The 16255-nt window shown below is 33.9% G+C and carries 10 protein-coding genes; 5 read left to right on the top strand and 5 right to left on the bottom strand.

The window, feature by feature from the left end; all coding sequences use genetic code 11:
- Positions 1-8 precede the first annotated feature (8 nt).
- Complete coding sequence (locus DUZ96_RS09820; protein WP_114301780.1) at positions 9-2075, top strand: pitrilysin family protein; 2067 nt, start codon at positions 9-11, stop codon at positions 2073-2075.
- A 49-nt stretch (positions 2076-2124) separates the two neighbouring features.
- Here DUZ96_RS09820 and DUZ96_RS09815 read toward each other — a convergent pair whose 3' ends face one another.
- On the bottom strand, positions 2125-3006 hold the full coding sequence (locus tag DUZ96_RS09815) for a DMT family transporter (protein WP_114301779.1): 882 nt from the start codon (positions 3004-3006) through the stop codon (positions 2125-2127).
- Between the two features lie 96 nt (positions 3007-3102).
- Here DUZ96_RS09815 and DUZ96_RS09810 point away from each other — a divergent pair, with 96 nt between their 5' ends.
- Entirely contained in the window at positions 3103-3621 is a 519-nt protein-coding gene (locus DUZ96_RS09810; protein ID WP_114301778.1) for a cation transporter, read from the top strand.
- A gap of 487 nt (positions 3622-4108) precedes the next feature.
- Here DUZ96_RS09810 and DUZ96_RS09800 read toward each other — a convergent pair whose 3' ends face one another.
- Together DUZ96_RS09800 and DUZ96_RS09795 are read right to left on the bottom strand one after the other, a co-directional pair.
- Positions 4109-5503: a DUF5689 domain-containing protein gene (locus DUZ96_RS09800; protein WP_114301776.1), complete on the bottom strand. Its 1395-nt coding sequence runs from the start codon at positions 5501-5503 to the stop codon at positions 4109-4111.
- 41 nt (positions 5504-5544) lie between these two features.
- Positions 5545-8412 (bottom strand): TonB-dependent receptor, encoded by a 2868-nt coding sequence (locus DUZ96_RS09795; protein ID WP_114301775.1) that lies wholly within the window; start codon positions 8410-8412, stop codon positions 5545-5547.
- Positions 8413-8547: 135 nt separating this feature from the next.
- Between DUZ96_RS09795 and DUZ96_RS09790 the strand changes: the two genes are divergently transcribed.
- Positions 8548-9603: an endonuclease/exonuclease/phosphatase family protein gene (locus tag DUZ96_RS09790; RefSeq protein WP_114301774.1), complete on the top strand. Its 1056-nt coding sequence runs from the start codon at positions 8548-8550 to the stop codon at positions 9601-9603.
- A 49-nt stretch (positions 9604-9652) separates the two neighbouring features.
- Here DUZ96_RS09790 and DUZ96_RS09785 read toward each other — a convergent pair whose 3' ends face one another.
- Positions 9653-10093, bottom strand: coding sequence for a hypothetical protein (locus tag DUZ96_RS09785; protein WP_114301773.1), 441 nt, complete (start codon positions 10091-10093; stop codon positions 9653-9655).
- Between the two features lie 53 nt (positions 10094-10146).
- Positions 10147-12498: a penicillin-binding protein 1C gene (pbpC, locus tag DUZ96_RS09780; RefSeq protein WP_114301772.1), complete on the bottom strand. Its 2352-nt coding sequence runs from the start codon at positions 12496-12498 to the stop codon at positions 10147-10149.
- Positions 12499-12575: 77 nt separating this feature from the next.
- On the opposite strand from pbpC, the gene DUZ96_RS09775 reads away from it, so the two are divergent.
- Together DUZ96_RS09775 and DUZ96_RS09770 are read left to right on the top strand one after the other, a co-directional pair.
- On the top strand, positions 12576-14573 hold the full coding sequence (locus DUZ96_RS09775; protein WP_114301771.1) for a gliding motility-associated C-terminal domain-containing protein: 1998 nt from the start codon (positions 12576-12578) through the stop codon (positions 14571-14573).
- Between the two features lie 107 nt (positions 14574-14680).
- On the top strand, positions 14681-16255 hold a 1575-nt coding region (locus tag DUZ96_RS09770; RefSeq protein WP_114301770.1), incomplete at its 3' end, for a hypothetical protein.

Below are 16255 nucleotides of genomic sequence, written 5' to 3'. Positions count from 1 at the left end.
TTATAAACATGAAAAAATATATAATATTTACACTTTTAGCAGTATTTATGGGAGCTACCGTAACTGCTCAAGTTGACAGAACAAAAATTCCTGAATCTGGACCAATGCCTGAGGTTAATCTTGGTGAGGCTAAAGAATTTAAATTAAAGAATGGCTTAACAGTTTTGGTAGTTACAGATTCAAAACTACCATCATTAAATTGGAATTTAAATCTTAACAACCCACCTGTTTATGAGGGAGATAAAGCTGGTGTTCAGTCATTGACTAGCGCTTTAATGGGTAAGGAAACTCAATTGACTTCTAAAGATGATTTTAGTGAAAAAATTGATTTCTTGGGCGCAAGCATGAACGTTAGTCCAAATGGTGGATTTGGATTTTGTCTGTCTAAATATACAGACCAAGTTTTCAGTTTATTTGCTGAGGCGACTTTACAGCCAAAATTCACACAAGAGGAATTAGATTTTGAAAAAGAACAATTGATAGAAGGCATTAAGTCTGGTGAAAATAGTGCTGCGGCTATTGCTGGTAATGTAAGAAGCGCATTATTATATGGTAAAAACCATGCGGCAGGCGAGATAATTACAGAAGAAACCGTAAATAATGTAACATTAGAAGATGTAAACAACTTTTACAAAGAGAGATTTAAGCCATCAAATGGCTATATTTTATTCTCGGGAGACATTTCTGAAAAACAAGCAAAATCATTACTTAAGAAATATTTTGGGGATTGGGATAAAGGAAGTGTAGAAACACCTGAATATCCTTCGTTTTACGATGTACCAACTACAGAAATCAATTTTGTAGATGTACCAAATGCAGTACAAACAGAATTAGCGGTTATGAGTGTTTCTCCATTAAAAATGACAGATGAAGACTATCATGCAGCTTTAGTTACAAACTATATTTTAGGAGGCGCTTTTGGTTCTTATTTAAATATGAATTTAAGAGAGGCAAATGGTTATACATATGGGGCAAGATCTTCACTAGGCACAGGAAGATACTATAACTCTTCATTCAGAGCTACAACTAAAGTTAGAAATGAGGTTACCGATAGTGCTGTTGTAGAAACCCTGAAAGAGATTAAGCGTATTAAAACTGAGCCAGTAGATGAAGAAATTTTGGCAAATGCAAAAGCTAAATTTTTAGGAAGCTTTATTTTAGAATCAGAGGATAAGGCAGTTGCAGCTAGACGTGCTTTAAGTATTAGAACAAATAAATTACCAGAGGATTTTTATAAAAACTATATCGCTAATATCGATAAAGTTACAATTGAAGATGTTCAACGCGTGGCTAATAAGTATTTATCGGATGATAAAGCAAGAATTGTTCTTGTTGGTAAAGCAGCAGATGTTTTAGAAAATGTTGAGAAGATAGAATGGAACGGGAAGAAACTTCCAGTTAAATATTTTGATAAGGAAGCAAATCCTACAGATAGACCCGAAACAATTGTTTTACCTGAAGGGTTAACAGCAAAGTCTGTACTTGAGAATTATCTTTCTGCGGTCGGTGTGAAAGATAATTTGGAAAGTATTACTTCCGTAATGACCCAATACGAGGCAACTACACCCATGGGAGCAGTAATGCAAGAAGAAAAGCGTATTGATGGTAAAACCAATCAAAGTATTTACGTGAGTGGAAATAAAATGATGTCAATGACTATGACTCAAGAAGGTGCTACGGCAAACAACCAACCTTTACCAGCAAACATGACTAATGATGTTAAAATCAATGCTGGTTTATTTATGGAAATTAACCTACTAAATTCTGATTATGCTAAATTAACAGGCATTGAAAAGGTTGAAGATAAAGACGCCTATGTTGTACAAGTGTCAGGTGAAGTAATCTCATATACATTATACTATGATGTGGAGTCTGGGTTGAAAGTTAAAGAGGTACAAACAACATCTATGGGTGGTCAAACACAGAGTCAGGATGCTGTGTTAAAAGACTATAAAGAATATAGCGGATTAAAATTCCCAGAAACGCGTGCTGCAACAATGATGGGGCAGTCGGTTGAATTTAAATTGAAAGAAGTGAAAATTAACGAAGGTGTATCAGACCAGGATTTTGATTAATTCTTTAATTAAATAATAATGAAAAGCCGGAGTTATACTCCGGCTTTTTTTATGCTTTATTTCGTTTATTAGCTAAGTAAACACCAACCAATATTAAAATTGCAGCCATTCCTTGTATAAAGCTAAATGATTCTCCATCTAAAACACCCCAAATCAATGCTATAATTGGCATAATATATGTCACAGAAGATGCAAAAACAGGTGTTGATATTTGCACTAATTTATTAAATACCACCTTTGCTAGCGCAGTACCAAAAAAAGAAAGTATGGTCACAAATATTAATGAACTAACAAAATGAGGATGATGAAATGTATCATCAGTAAAGAAGTTAGTAAACATTAGAATAATAAAAGCTGGTATAATTATAAACACATAGTTTCCAGTAGCAATTGCAAGCGGTTTTACATCTTGAAGATAACGCTTAATAATATTGACATTTGCTGCATACATTAAAGTAGATGCGATTACAAAAAATGCGTATAAATAATTTTGATTGGGATTGAGTTCAGCTCCTTTTGAAATCAATATTGCAGTGCCAATAAAACCAATTATTACACCAAGAATTTGCCTTTTGGTTGAGGCGATTTTAAAAACTGCAAAGCCTAATAGTATTGTATTAAGTGGCACAAGCGAATTGAGAATAGATGTTACTGCACTATCTATTTCAGTCTCTGCAATTGCAAAGAAGAAGGCTGGTATAAACGAGCCTAGTAAACCAGAAATCAAAAGCCATTTCCATTTGTACTTTGGTATTTCTTTTAATTTGTAGTAACCCACAGAAAGTAAAATCAAACCTGTGATTATTGTTCGTAAGGCTCCAAGCTGATATGCTGTTAAACCCAGCAACGCTTTTTTTATTAAAATAAATGAGCTACCCCAAATTATTGACAGGATGAGAAGGTAAATCCACTTGGTATTAGGGTTTTTCATACAAAAACAAGGTAAATGAATCACAAAAATCGTTAATTCTTTACCAAGTAAGCACAAGATTTATTAGTTTTAGCGCAAATTTAAGATTTGCAATTTATGGACACATTTAAGAATCTTTCTGTCGTTTTAATTCTGGCTTTTATTATTACAGCTTGTAAGAACGATGCCCAGCCAGAAGTTAAAACTGTTGATGTTGAAGTTGCCAAAAAAGAGGTTTCAGAGACATTGGATCCAAATGCCACTTATGCCAAGGTAGAGTTTGGTATTGATGGTATGACCTGCGCTATGGGATGTGCAAAGACCATAGAAAATAAAATGGCTAAAATGGAAGGTGTAAAGTCTGCAAAAGTAGATTTTGATAAGCGTTTAGCTATGGTAGAGTACGATGAGGCTAAAGTTTCACCGGAGTCATTAGAAGAAACAGTTACAAGTGTAGCCGATATTTACAAAGTTAAAGACATGAAAAAGGTGGACAACTTTGAAGGTGAAAAGAAAGCTTCTTGTAAAGAAGACTGCGACAAAGCATGTTGTGCTAATAAAACGGAAGCTGAAAAGAAAGCGTGTAAAGAAGATTGCAACAAAGCATGTTGTGCCAAAGAAAAACAGGGTAAGTAACATAACCCTTAACATTATAATTGAAATGCCTTCCTTTTTTTAGGAGGGCATTTTTATTTTACTTGATAAAGAACAAAGGCCAAGATTAAGCAAGCAAATGGTAATGTCCAGATTAAATATATAGACATTGGCTTAGACTTAAATTTTGCATTAAGCACATTTCGTTTTTTGCCATTAAAGCGCATCCAATTCTTAAAAAGCACAAAAATACTCACTAAAAGAAATAAGGTCCAGAATTTAAAAGAAGACATGGTTATTAACTTCATTTGACGAGCAAAGGCCATAAAGAAGGTGCCTAATAATAAAAGTAGAGAAAGTTCTAAAAGATTAATATAAAACAGGGCCAAAGAGAGACTTCGCCTTCCCAATCTTTCTTTGTAATGTCGTAGTATCGATATGTAATAATTATCAAGCATGTCTCATTAAATTAAAAACCACATCTTTAATTACAAAGATGTGGTTTTAAATCTATTTTATATGGTTTATTTTAATTACCGGTAACAACTATGTTATCTAAATGATATCTGGTTGTAGCACTTGGATCTGATCCTTCATAAAAGAAACCAAATACTGCAGTACCTTCAACACATGAAATATTAACTGGCCCAACAGATTCAAAATCTCCAAATGTACTTGATGGCCCAACAGGTATAGTTGCATCTAAAAGCGACCAAGTTGCGGTAGTCGGATCACCAGCATAATCTGTAGAAACCCAAACAGATAGGTTAGTACCATTATCAAAATTAGATTGAATATCAAATGAAATTTCTTCACCTGTAGTGGAGTCCATGTCAATAGGTGGTGTTACTAGCCAAACACTAGCTTCGGTATTACCCGAACTAAATGCTGAGATACGAGAATAGAAGTTACCGCTAAAGCTACTGATAAACCAATCCGTGCTTGTGCCACTGATGTTTATGTTATCCCAGCCTTCGGAAGCATATGTCCCAAAACCCTCAAAATCTTCCTCAAAAATTACGGCACCTCCACCAGAGGAGCCAGTACATTCTAAGAAATCAGGATCACATCGATTCTCATTATCAAAAACTATATCCTCAGGTGAATTAATAACGATAGTATAAAAATCATCAAAGAAATCTCTAGTTAGAACAGCAGATATAGAACCACGATTTGCTGGTAATGTTAAGCCTTTGAAATCTGAAAATGTACTCGTGCTCATAATAACAGTTGTTCCATTAGCACAACTTTCAACCGTACGCTCACCATCAAACTCATCTGTATCTTCAGCCGCGAAAGTTAAAGGATTATCACCTAATACATCGTTACGATTAAATTGCATATCATTTATTCGGATAAACAGATTTTCTAAATCATTTGAAAAGTCTGAAATCTCAACATCTAAAGGTACTATGGTTGCTACTTCTGGTGCTAATATTAGATGTTCGGCTCTTTGTGAGGCCGCAATTTTATCTATGCTGTTACCAGCAGCTCTCCCCAATTGTAATACACCATTATCTTCAGCTATGGTCAATCCATCAAGCTTAATAAATACTTTTCGACCAAATTCATATAAAGTATATAAAGGATTGACGTCTATTTGAACCACTATACCTGCTGTAGGATTCTCAGCTTTATCTTGTATTACGATTTCTTCGAAAAAATTTCCACCTTCATCACTGGATATTACATAACCAGAAGTATATATATCAAAATCCGGATTATCTTCAAATGTATAGGGTTCGTTATCTTGATTAAAGAAACCTTGTACAGCATCAATATCAATCACTTGATCATTTGGACCTAATTCTACCTCACCTACTGAAAGATTAGGAAGATCATATTCGTCATCATCTACACAGGATGTAAACACTAATAGACTAATTAGTAAAAGCGTTAATTTATTAATTTTATTTGTTTTCATTTTAATTTTCTTTATAGAGTTAAAGATTGTATTTTATTTTTTTAGAATCTTACGTATAGGTTTAAATAATAAGTGGTACCATTACCGTAGAAATAACGATTTCCAAAAACTGGGCCGTATTTATTTGTCTGCTCTTGTTTTTGACTTCTATAGTCCACACGTCTAGCTTGTTCAAAACCACCAGTTCTATATTCTTGATTAAAAATATTATTAATAGTAGCAAAGAAACCAAGAAAATAATCTCCAACTTTCCAAGATTTACCACCGATAACATTCACAAGCATATAATCGTCAAATTGTTCTTGCTTTAGCAACTCTCGAGCGATTATAGGGTCATAATCACTAAAGCCATATCCAGAAATATTCCCTCCCTCTCTATATCTTTCCTCTGTTATTAAATCTAAGTTTGTATTAAAACGACCTGACCTTTTCAAATTATTTACATCTACATAGGCATTTGAGAAATGATTAGCAGTTACACCAATATTCCAAAAATCCGGATCTCTATATTCAAATCCAATTTGAAATGCTCTCTCTGGACCTCCTGCAACATGGTAATTTTTTAAGGCTACAGTTCCATCTCCATAGGTAAGATCATTTTCAAAATCATCTCCTGACAAATACATATTAGGGTTATTGGTAAATATATATTGGCCAACGGAGGCAGCGCCTTTTAATTTAATAGTTGGAGTCACTTGCGCTTCAATACCTAGCTCACCGCCAATATGTCTGCGATCTACATTAGTTAAGACCTCTTGCACGAAAGCTCCAGAACTTCCTTCGGTAAAATAGAAGCCTATATCTGTGCCGTCCTGAAAGGTTGAATAATAACCAGTAATACGTGCTTTAACTATTGGTGATCTAAAAATATAACTTGCATCTAACGTCGTAATTACCTCGCTATTTAATTCATTAATTAACTCATTGTTTTGTCTCGCGTTTTCAAAAGTATTTCTAATGGATGGTGCTTTGGTTAAATACCCTGCATTGAAATCTATTAAGTGTTTACCACTTAATTTATACGTACCTCCAGCTTTTAATCCATAGTTTGAGAATTCTGCTTTTTCACTTTTACCAAATGAGTTATCTGCGAAATATCCATTTTGATATAAACCATTTCTCTGGTAATCCGTACTTGAAACGTTGGCCGCAACATAAAAGTCAATTTTATTGTACTTAAATTGAGCTTGTGCAAAAGCACTTATAACGTTAGCATCTATTTCGTAATTATATTTATAACGGTCGCCTTCTCTAGCAAGACGGTTTGGGTTTCTAGTATCTGATTGTGCCAAATTACTCAGGTTTTGATTTGGATCAGTTTCCTCAGCGAAGAAGTCAACATCCAAATAACCATTGGCTCCAAATAAATCTTTAATTGAAGCAAAGTTCTCACTTTTTAAACTTCTTAAGTTTACTGCCCCATTAAGTTTTATGTTTTCTGCTAATTCAGCATCTAATAAAATATTTGCTGTTAGTTGCTGATCATCAATTCTATCCTCTTGTAACGCATAAATAGCATTATCACCGTTGGCTGTAGAAATTAAATTTGCAGAGTAAACGTCCAACCAATTAAATTGTCCATTATTAATAAATGCTTGTTCTGCTAAGTATGCTTGTTCAAAATCATATGAAGTTGGAGCATCATCTCTATTTAGAAAATAACTTGGTAGTCTCTGATAATATGTTGGATCAGTATTTCGTGCACCACCAATGTAAGTGTCTTCACCATTAAATTCGACAAGCCTTGTTCCACCATTGTCTATTCTCGTGTTTCCAATTTGTCCAAATTGGTATGCAATATTGGTGTTTAACTTAACCTTATTAGAAACATCCCAAAAGTGATTTAACATCAATATTGGCTCATTAATTTCTCTCATTCGAGAATTGCGCTGCCCATCGTTTAAATCTCCCCAAAACGGATTGTATTGGCGCCCTTTTAGATTGTACACTTCTTCTGTAATTGCTGTTGATCGTCCACGTCTATTTTTTGCATAGATACCTGTGAAGTTCAAACTGTGCTTATCATTAATTTGTTTTTCTACTGCAACAAAGAAAGAGTTAGCATCGTACAATGTACCATCTATATAACCATTCTCACCAAATCTTCTAGATCCAAGAACGGAGTATGACCATCCGCCCTCTAACAAACCAGAGCTATAACTTGCCATTACTCTTCCTTGATAACTTCTATTTGCTGAAGCATAAGAAATTCGACCACCCCTTCTGTACATAGATGCACGCATAATAATATTATTTGTGCCAGCTAAATCTCCAAAAGTATAATCATTTGCAGATATACCCATTGAAAATTCTTGGTTGCGTTGTACATCATTTAAACCACCCCAATTTCCCCATTGTGGTCTTCCGCTAAACTGCTTGTTCATTTCAACACCATTGATAAGCACTTTACCATTGGCATTATCTAAACCGCGTGGTCTAAAAAAGGTTGCACTGAAATCAAAAGCAGCCGCATTGAGAAATACATCCCTAGAGGCTTGTAATAAACCTGAGATATTATCTGTTAATCCATCATCTTCACTATTTAAATTATCATCTGAAATTGAAATAATGAAAAGATCTTTTTTGTCACTCGCATCAAAATCTAAAGTCATACCGCTTATGTCTACGGTTTGTCCTTCATTTACAATAATCGGGTAACGTTTTGTAACGTAGCCTATTTTTTCAACCTTTAAAACTTGTTCACCAAGGGGAACATTTTCAGTAAAACTGAATTCACCTTTAGCGTCTGTTTTAGTTGTTTGTCCGGTCTCTTCAATAGAAATCGTTACATCAGGAATAGGTTCTCCTGTAGTTCCATCTAGAACACTTCCCTTTACAATAGTTTGTTGTGAAAAACTTGAAAATGTAAAGGCAATTCCAAACAGAAATAGTAAAAAACTTTTTTTCATGCCTAATTTTAAATTGATTTTTATGTTAGATTAAATTATAGTTATTTAAGGCGTTCAAATGTACTATATTTATAATTATTATATAATTTTGGCAGGCAATTTGTTTACCATATAACAATAAGTTAATAATATCCTATGAATTTAATAAAAACGCTTCTACTTTTAATTGTTTTCACAAGCTTTTTTAATGTAAACGCACAAGATAAAAAACGATTTAAAATTCACACCGTCGCTTTTTACAATTTAGAAAACTTGTTTGATACAATTAATGACCCACTCAAGTATGATGAGGCCAGTCCTATAATGGAACTTAAGGCCAATCGTTCTGAAATTTACGAGAAGAAAATTAAGAATATGGCTCGTGTTATTTCTAATATTGGAACTGATATGGTAAACAACTCGCCAGCTGTAATTGGAGTATGCGAGATTGAAAACCGTAAGGTTTTAGAAGATTTAGTTAATGACCCACTTTTACTTTCTAAAGATTACGGTATAGTTCATTTTGAAGGTCCAGACAGGAGAAGTATAGACGTTGCATTATTATACCAGAAAGCATTATTTCAACCGGTAGAATCAAGTTCTCATGAATTATTAATTTATGATGACTTAACTAGAAAGCGTGTATTTACGAGAGATCAGCTTTTAGTGAGTGGCAAGTTAGATGGTGACTTAATTTACATCATAGTAAATCACTGGCCATCAAGAAGTGGTGGTGAGGCAAGAAGTAGGTCTAAAAGAGTTGGTGCAGCCAAATTAAACAAGCGAATTATTGATTCGTTACAATCCATAAATCCTTATGCTAAAATTTTAACTATGGGCGATCTTAATGACGATCCAACTAATGAAAGTGTAAAAAAGGTTTTAAAGGCAAAAAAAGACAAGAAAAAAGTACCATTAAAAGGTATTTATAATCCATTTGAGAAAATGTTTGCGGAAAAGGGATATGGTACTACAGCATATAGAGATGCATGGAGTTTATTTGATCAAATAATGGTTACGAAACCTCTTATTGAAACTGATTATACATCTTATCGTTTTTGGAAAGCAGGTATTTATAATAAATCTTATTTATCTAATAAAAGAGGCCGATGGGAAGGCTATCCGTTTAGAAGTTTTGCTAATGGTGGTTTCACCAACGGATTTAGTGACCATTTTCCGGTTTATGTCTATCTCATTAAAGAGGCGGAATAAAATTATTTACAAAAACAAAAAAGCATCTCTATTTAAGATGCTTTTTTGTTTAACTGAACCAAAGGTTCCATGGTATTTTAGCTAGCACCAGTATTAATGCTAATGTGTAAAAAATAGCTAGCATTTTAAATTTTGGTTTAGACACTAATTTCTTCTTGTGTTTTGAATAACCAATTGTAACAAGAGCCACTGCAATAATCATAGTGGTTGGGTGCTCAACTATTAGATTTCTTAAATCTGAATTTTTCATTACTTCACCCATGCCACCAACTTGTTCAATAGTTGAAAAGTAATCTTTCATGAAAAATAGTATAATGCCAATCAATAATTGTATGTGTATTGTAATTAAAGTAAAAAGTGAAATCCTAAAGTCTTTGGCGTCAAATTCTTTATTACCAAAAAACTTGAACACTGCATTAAAAGTTGCAATTATTAGTACAAATAATACTAAATAGGCCCAATATGAATGTATAAACTGAACGGTTTCCATAAATTTTTTAAGTTCGATTGACTACAAAAATAATGATTTGAGAAGTAATCGTTTTAATCTGCAACCGTTATTTTATGTTTTAACTCATTACCTAATTCATCTACAACAGTTAAGGTATACTCACCTGGATTTGGTAAAATTGCCATGTCGTGAATTTCTTTTGTACTGCCAATATAAACATTATCTACGTACCAAAAGAGTTCTAGTTCTGGTTTTGAATGAGCTACTTTTAAAACTAGATCATTCGTCTTGCCATTAAAGTCCTTTGGAAGAAAAACGGTGGAATGCTGGTTAGGATAAATAAACTCCATTGAAATATCAGAGTCGCTAAGACAACCTTCTCTAAAGGGTGGAATTGGTTTATAAAACGGATTCTTATTCTTGTAATAAAAAGCTTGCAATGGAGGTAATACAAACCAAGGTTTGTTTTTAATATTTTCTATAGGCTCACATGAAGAATTAACCTGGTATTTTTCTTGTGTATCAACATGAACTAACCTATGATACGGGCAAGGTCTGGTTTTTTTACCACTTATTTGAATGTATCTTAACTCGGTTTCTTCGCAAATTGACGATGCTCTGTAACCACTTTTATTACAAATTTTCACTTCCAACATGTCATCAAACGGTTTTGCAAACCACTTACTTTTAGGCAGAATATCAAAAATATCAAATAATATTGGAGCAGCAGTTTGTACACCTATTAATCCTGGTCTACCTTCACCATCTGCATTACCAACCCAAACACCTACGACATGGTCTTTTGTAGTGCCAATTGCCCACGCATCCCTAAATCCAAAACTTGTGCCTGTTTTCCATGCTATTTCTTGTGATGAGTCATAAATCTCCCAACTTTCATCTTCTTCGGGACGGTTAACCTGTTTCATACTTTCATAAGTCAGATATATAGAAGCAGCATCAAAAATTGATTTTTCATTTTGTAACTGACCAAAATCAACAGCTTTGTTTTTTAAATAAATAGGTTCACAAAATTCGTTTGAGAAATACTGGCTAGAATTATTATTAAAATGGTTTAGGGTTGAAGACATAGATGCGTATTTGCTACATAAATCCCAAAGGTTACTTTCAGCTCCTCCTAGAATCAAAGATAACCCATAATGATTAGCATTATATTTTAAGTCTTTTAGATTAAGTTGTTTGAGATAATGATAAAACCTATCTAGACCAAAATCTTGTAACATTCTAACTGCTGGAACGTTCAAAGATCTTGATAAAGCTTCGTTTGCTGGTACGGCGCCATCATACGATTTATTGAAATTTTCTGGATGATAACTACCAAATTGAGTTGGCACATCTGGAACTAATGTATGAGATAATAAATCACCAGCATCCAGCATAGAGGCATATAAAAATGGTTTTAAAATACTCCCAGTACTTCTGGGTTTATTTACAATGTCAACATAGTTTTGATGTGCTTTATCTGTTGGTGAGTTACCTACATAAGTCAATACTTCACGAGAATTTACATCTAAAATTAAAACAGAAATATTATGGATTTCATTTTGTCTTAATCTGTTGTAGTGTTGTCTTATAATTCCATTAGTTTGAGACTGAATATCCAAATTTATGGTGCTTTTTATACGTTTACCTTTATGCTCATTAACTGTTTTTTGCAATAGATGAGGTGTTATTTGAGGCAAAGGATAAGGCTTTACAGGCAACTCTTCTTCAATAGAAAGCTCGTAGGTAAGTTTATCAATTGTACCATTTTCAAATAGTTTCTTTAGCAAGCGATTTCTTTTTTCAAATAATCTTTTCTGGTTTTTGCCAGGATAGATTAAACTTGGAGCATTTGGTAACACAGCTAAAGTTGCGCTCTCGGCCCAAGATAAATTTGAAGCATCACGATTAAAATATCGCCATGATGCGGCTTCTATACCAACCACATTACCTCCAAACGGTGCATTACTGGCATAAAGATGTAATATGTAATCCTTGGAATATCTAAATTCCAAACGTGTTGCCAGAATCAACTCTTTTAATTTCTCAAAATAACTTCTTGGTTGTCCTTTTCGAGAAAGTCTAATAACTTGTTGTGTTATTGTACTTCCACCGCGTTTAACTGCCCCAGAGCCTAAATTTTGTTTAAGCGCTTTTAAAATTGAAATAGGATTAAAACCTGGGTGTTTATAAAAGTATTCGTCTTCAAAAAGAAGAATACAAATTTTAAATTTTACTGGGATGCTGTCATTTGATGGAAATCTCCATTGGCCGTCATCTGCAATTCGTGCTCCTAATAGTTCATTAGTTCTACTAGTTAAAACCGTAGCTGTCGGGTCTTTAAATAATTGTTGAGGTAAACAGAAATAATAGGCAATAAGCATGAGTAAAATGACTACAGATTTCATTTTATGTTGTCTGATATATCTCAATGACCTATACATTTACTATACAATTGTAGTTTTTATTTCTCTTCTAGAGTTATTATTATATATTCAACCATAACTATTAAATATTAAACGTGCAAAATTTAAAATTAGATCATAAATTAGTCATATTTTTTTGTGTTTTTATTTTATCAAGAACGACAAGCGCGCAATTAAGCTTTTGTCAGGGAAATTCAGGAGCACCAATCTTTGAAGAAAATTTTGGAACTGGAAATTCTTTTTCCCAACTACCCTCTGGAACTACTACCTATAATTACATAGCCGGATACCCTGATGATGGGTTTTACTCAGTTTCAAACGGCTCCTTTAATAATCCTTATGATTGGCATGAAATTGAAGATCATACTCCTGATGATAACAATGGTAAATTCTTGATAGTCAATGCTGGTTTTACACCGGGTGAGTTTTACACCACAACAATTAACGGTTTATGTGAATCTACAACATATGAGTTTTCAGCATGGGTATTAAATTTTCTAAAAGTCCCCGGTTTTTGCATAGATCAGGGAATAGAAATTCCAATAAATGTGACATTTCAAATCTGGGACGAGTCGGGAACAAATCTTTTGGCATCTGGCGACACTGGTGATGTTTTTGCAACCGCATCTCCCTTGTGGGACGAATATGGTTTAGTTTTTCAAACTCTACCAGGGCAAACAACACTAATTTTAAAAATGTTAAATAATGGAGTTGGAGGATGTGGTAATGATTTAGCAATTGATGATATTCAATTTAAAACCTGTGGTGATTCGGTAGTTATTAATGATGAATTTAACAATACGTCTGTCTCGGTTTGTGAAAATGAAATTCCTTATTCAACCACTTTAACAGCTATTCCAGACTTCTCTGTTTTTAACTCTCATTTTTATCAATGGCAGAAGAGTAATGATGGTACAAATTGGGAGGATATTATAGGTGAAACAAGTCAGAGTATTAATGTGTCCATAGATGCACAAACTTACTATAGAACTAAAGTGGCTGAATTCGCAAATAACTTAATAAATAATCAGTGTGTTTTATTTTCTGAAAATTTTCAAGCTTCTGTAAATATTAGTCCAGATGCACCTGTAGGTATTGGAGAATCCATCTACAACTGTAATTTGAATGAGGCAAATTTGGAAGTCCAAGTTCCTTCAGGAATTGCTGTCAATTGGTATGATTCCCCTAGTGGTGGTAACATACTACAAGTAAATTCAAATGTTTTTATTGCTGATCAAGAGGGATTTTACTACGCAGAAGCAATCAATGAAATAACGGGCTGTATATCTCTTAATCGAACAGAAGTAAGTGTAATTATAGAAATACCAGATCCACCTGAGTTTACGCAGAGTGGTAATTTTGACTGTAATTTGAATAATGCTACGCTAGAAGTTTCAGTACCAAATGGTATTTCTGTGAATTGGTATGATTCTGAAACCGGGGGAAATATTCTTAGCGTAAATAGCCCTATTTTGAGTGTAAGTGAAATAGGAGACTATTATGCCGAATCTGTTAATGAAATAACGGGTTGTATTTCAGAAACTAGAACTGAGGTTAGTGCGTTAATTGAAAGTCCAAATCCACCCATAGTTGATGGTGATACGGGTATAGATTGCCAAACAAATGAAGCTCAATTGATAGCTACTGTTTCTTCAGGTGAAACTGTAAATTGGTATGACGAAGCTGAAGACGGTAATTTAATTTTAGCAAATAGTACATCGTTAATAGTAAATCAATTAGGGACTTATTATGCTGAAGCTGTTGATATAGTATCAGGTTGTGCCTCTTTAACTAGAGTTAGTATAAGTGTATTAGAGGAGCTAAAAACTGGTGATTGTATCATCCCTCAAGGTATTTCTCCTGGAGTATCTCCAGGTTTGAATGATACCTTTGATTTAAGTGGATTTGAAGTTGATGATCTTAAAATATTTAACAGGTACGGGCGTTTAGTTTACACAAAAAGAAATTATATCAATGAGTGGGAAGGTCAAACTAATGATGGAGAAGAACTACCTGTAGGTACTTATTATTATACTTTTGTTTACAATAATGGGACAAAAACAAAAACAGGTTGGGTTTATCTTAATAGATAAATTTTATAAAGACTTAGTATATAATTAAGAAAATTAGAATTAAATATTGTAGGGTGTTCTTATAAATCTATCCCCTTTCAATTATAAAAATATTAGAAAAGATATTAATGATTAAGCTATCTCATGCAAAATATCTAATTCTGGCATGTTTTATTTTTCTATCAAAATATAGCAATGCGCAACTAGGATTCTGCCAAGGTAATTCTGGGGCTCCAATTTTTGAGGAAACCTTTGGAACTGGTCTTTCAAATGGCCCGCCTTTGCCAGTTGGTACTACTACTTATGGTTACTGGGGACAGAGTAACCCTCAGGACGGACAGTATACATTGGCAAGTAGTACTTTTTTATTTGGATGGAATTTACCTAGTGATCATACTCCTGGAGATACAAATGGTAAAGCTTTAATTGTTAATGCAAGTACCACTCCAGGCGAGTTTTATAAAACAAATATCACAGGGTTATGCGAAAACACAACCTATGAATTTTCTTCATGGCTTATAAATATTTTACCTCTTTCTGGATGTGGTGGTAATGGTATTCCGGTAAATGTAAAATTTGAGATTTGGGATATTACGGATTCTAATCTGCTAGCAAGTGGAGATACAGGAAATATATTTAGTTCGGTCACACCTGCTTGGGAACAATATGGATTAGTTTTTCAAACGTTATCTGGTCAGACATCAGTTATACTAAAAATGAAAAATAATGGTGTCGGGGGCTGTGGTAATGACCTTGCCATTGATGATATTGTATTTAAAAGTTGTGGGGATTTAATAATTACTGAAGATAGTAGCGGTAATAACTCAGAGACAATATGTACTTCAGAAACGCCTTATTCGGAAATTATTACTGCAATACCAGACAATACTGTTTTTAATTCTCATTTTTACCAATGGCAAAGCACTACAGATGGTGTAAATTGGTTTGATATTTCTGGAGAAACGAATGAAGATTTAAGTATTACGGGATTAACGGTGACTACTTCTTTTCGAGCAAAAGTTGCTGAATTTGCAAGCAACTTAACAAACTTAGATTGTATTACCTATTCAGATATATACGACATACAAGTTTTACAAAGCCCATCGGTACCTGTAAGTGGTGGAGATGTAGATTTTGGTTGTGGTTTGAACAATGCTACATTAGAAGTTTCGGTGCCAACAGGAATTTCTGTGGATTGGTATGATGCCCCAAATAATGGGATGTTGTTGCAATCAAGCAGTAATGTATTAACGGTAACATCTCAAGGGACTTATTTTGCAGAGGCAGTTAATTTATCGAATGGTTGTGTTTCAGTTACAAGAATAGCTGTAAATGCAAATTTAATTCCACCTGAAGATGCTTCTTTTACTTTTGATGCTAATTGTAATGGTGCTACTGCGAATATTACAGGAGACATTGGTGGAAGTTTTATTTTCAATCCTGACTTAGGGGATGGCGCCATAATAAATAACACAACAGGAGAAATAACAAATGGTGTACCTGGATCAACTTATTTTGTTGAATATACTACTGGAGGAGCTTGCCCTGAATCATCTATACAAAATGTGACTGTATTAGACATAGACGATTCATCCTTTACTGTCACTGTGACCTGCGATGGCGCATTGGTGGACCAGCCATTGGCGACACCTGGCGGTTTGTTCACGTTCAATCCTGCACCAACGGATGGTGCTACCATAGAT

Source organism: Winogradskyella sp. KYW1333 (assembly GCF_003335675.1).
Classification (GTDB): Bacteria; Bacteroidota; Bacteroidia; order Flavobacteriales; family Flavobacteriaceae; genus Winogradskyella.
This window is presented reverse-complemented; position numbering and strand designations above follow the sequence as displayed.

Coding starts and splice junctions, on each gene's coding strand:
- DUZ96_RS09820 (WP_114301780.1), top strand. CDS start 9: ATGAAAAAATATATAATATTTACACTTTTAGCAGTATTTATGGGAGCT.
- DUZ96_RS09815 (WP_114301779.1), bottom strand. CDS start 3,006: ATGAAAAACCCTAATACCAAGTGGATTTACCTTCTCATCCTGTCAATA.
- DUZ96_RS09810 (WP_114301778.1), top strand. CDS start 3,103: ATGGACACATTTAAGAATCTTTCTGTCGTTTTAATTCTGGCTTTTATT.
- DUZ96_RS09800 (WP_114301776.1), bottom strand. CDS start 5,503: ATGAAAACAAATAAAATTAATAAATTAACGCTTTTACTAATTAGTCTA.
- DUZ96_RS09795 (WP_114301775.1), bottom strand. CDS start 8,412: ATGAAAAAAAGTTTTTTACTATTTCTGTTTGGAATTGCCTTTACATTT.
- DUZ96_RS09790 (WP_114301774.1), top strand. CDS start 8,548: ATGAATTTAATAAAAACGCTTCTACTTTTAATTGTTTTCACAAGCTTT.
- DUZ96_RS09785 (WP_114301773.1), bottom strand. CDS start 10,093: ATGGAAACCGTTCAGTTTATACATTCATATTGGGCCTATTTAGTATTA.
- pbpC (WP_114301772.1), bottom strand. CDS start 12,498: ATGTATAGGTCATTGAGATATATCAGACAACATAAAATGAAATCTGTA.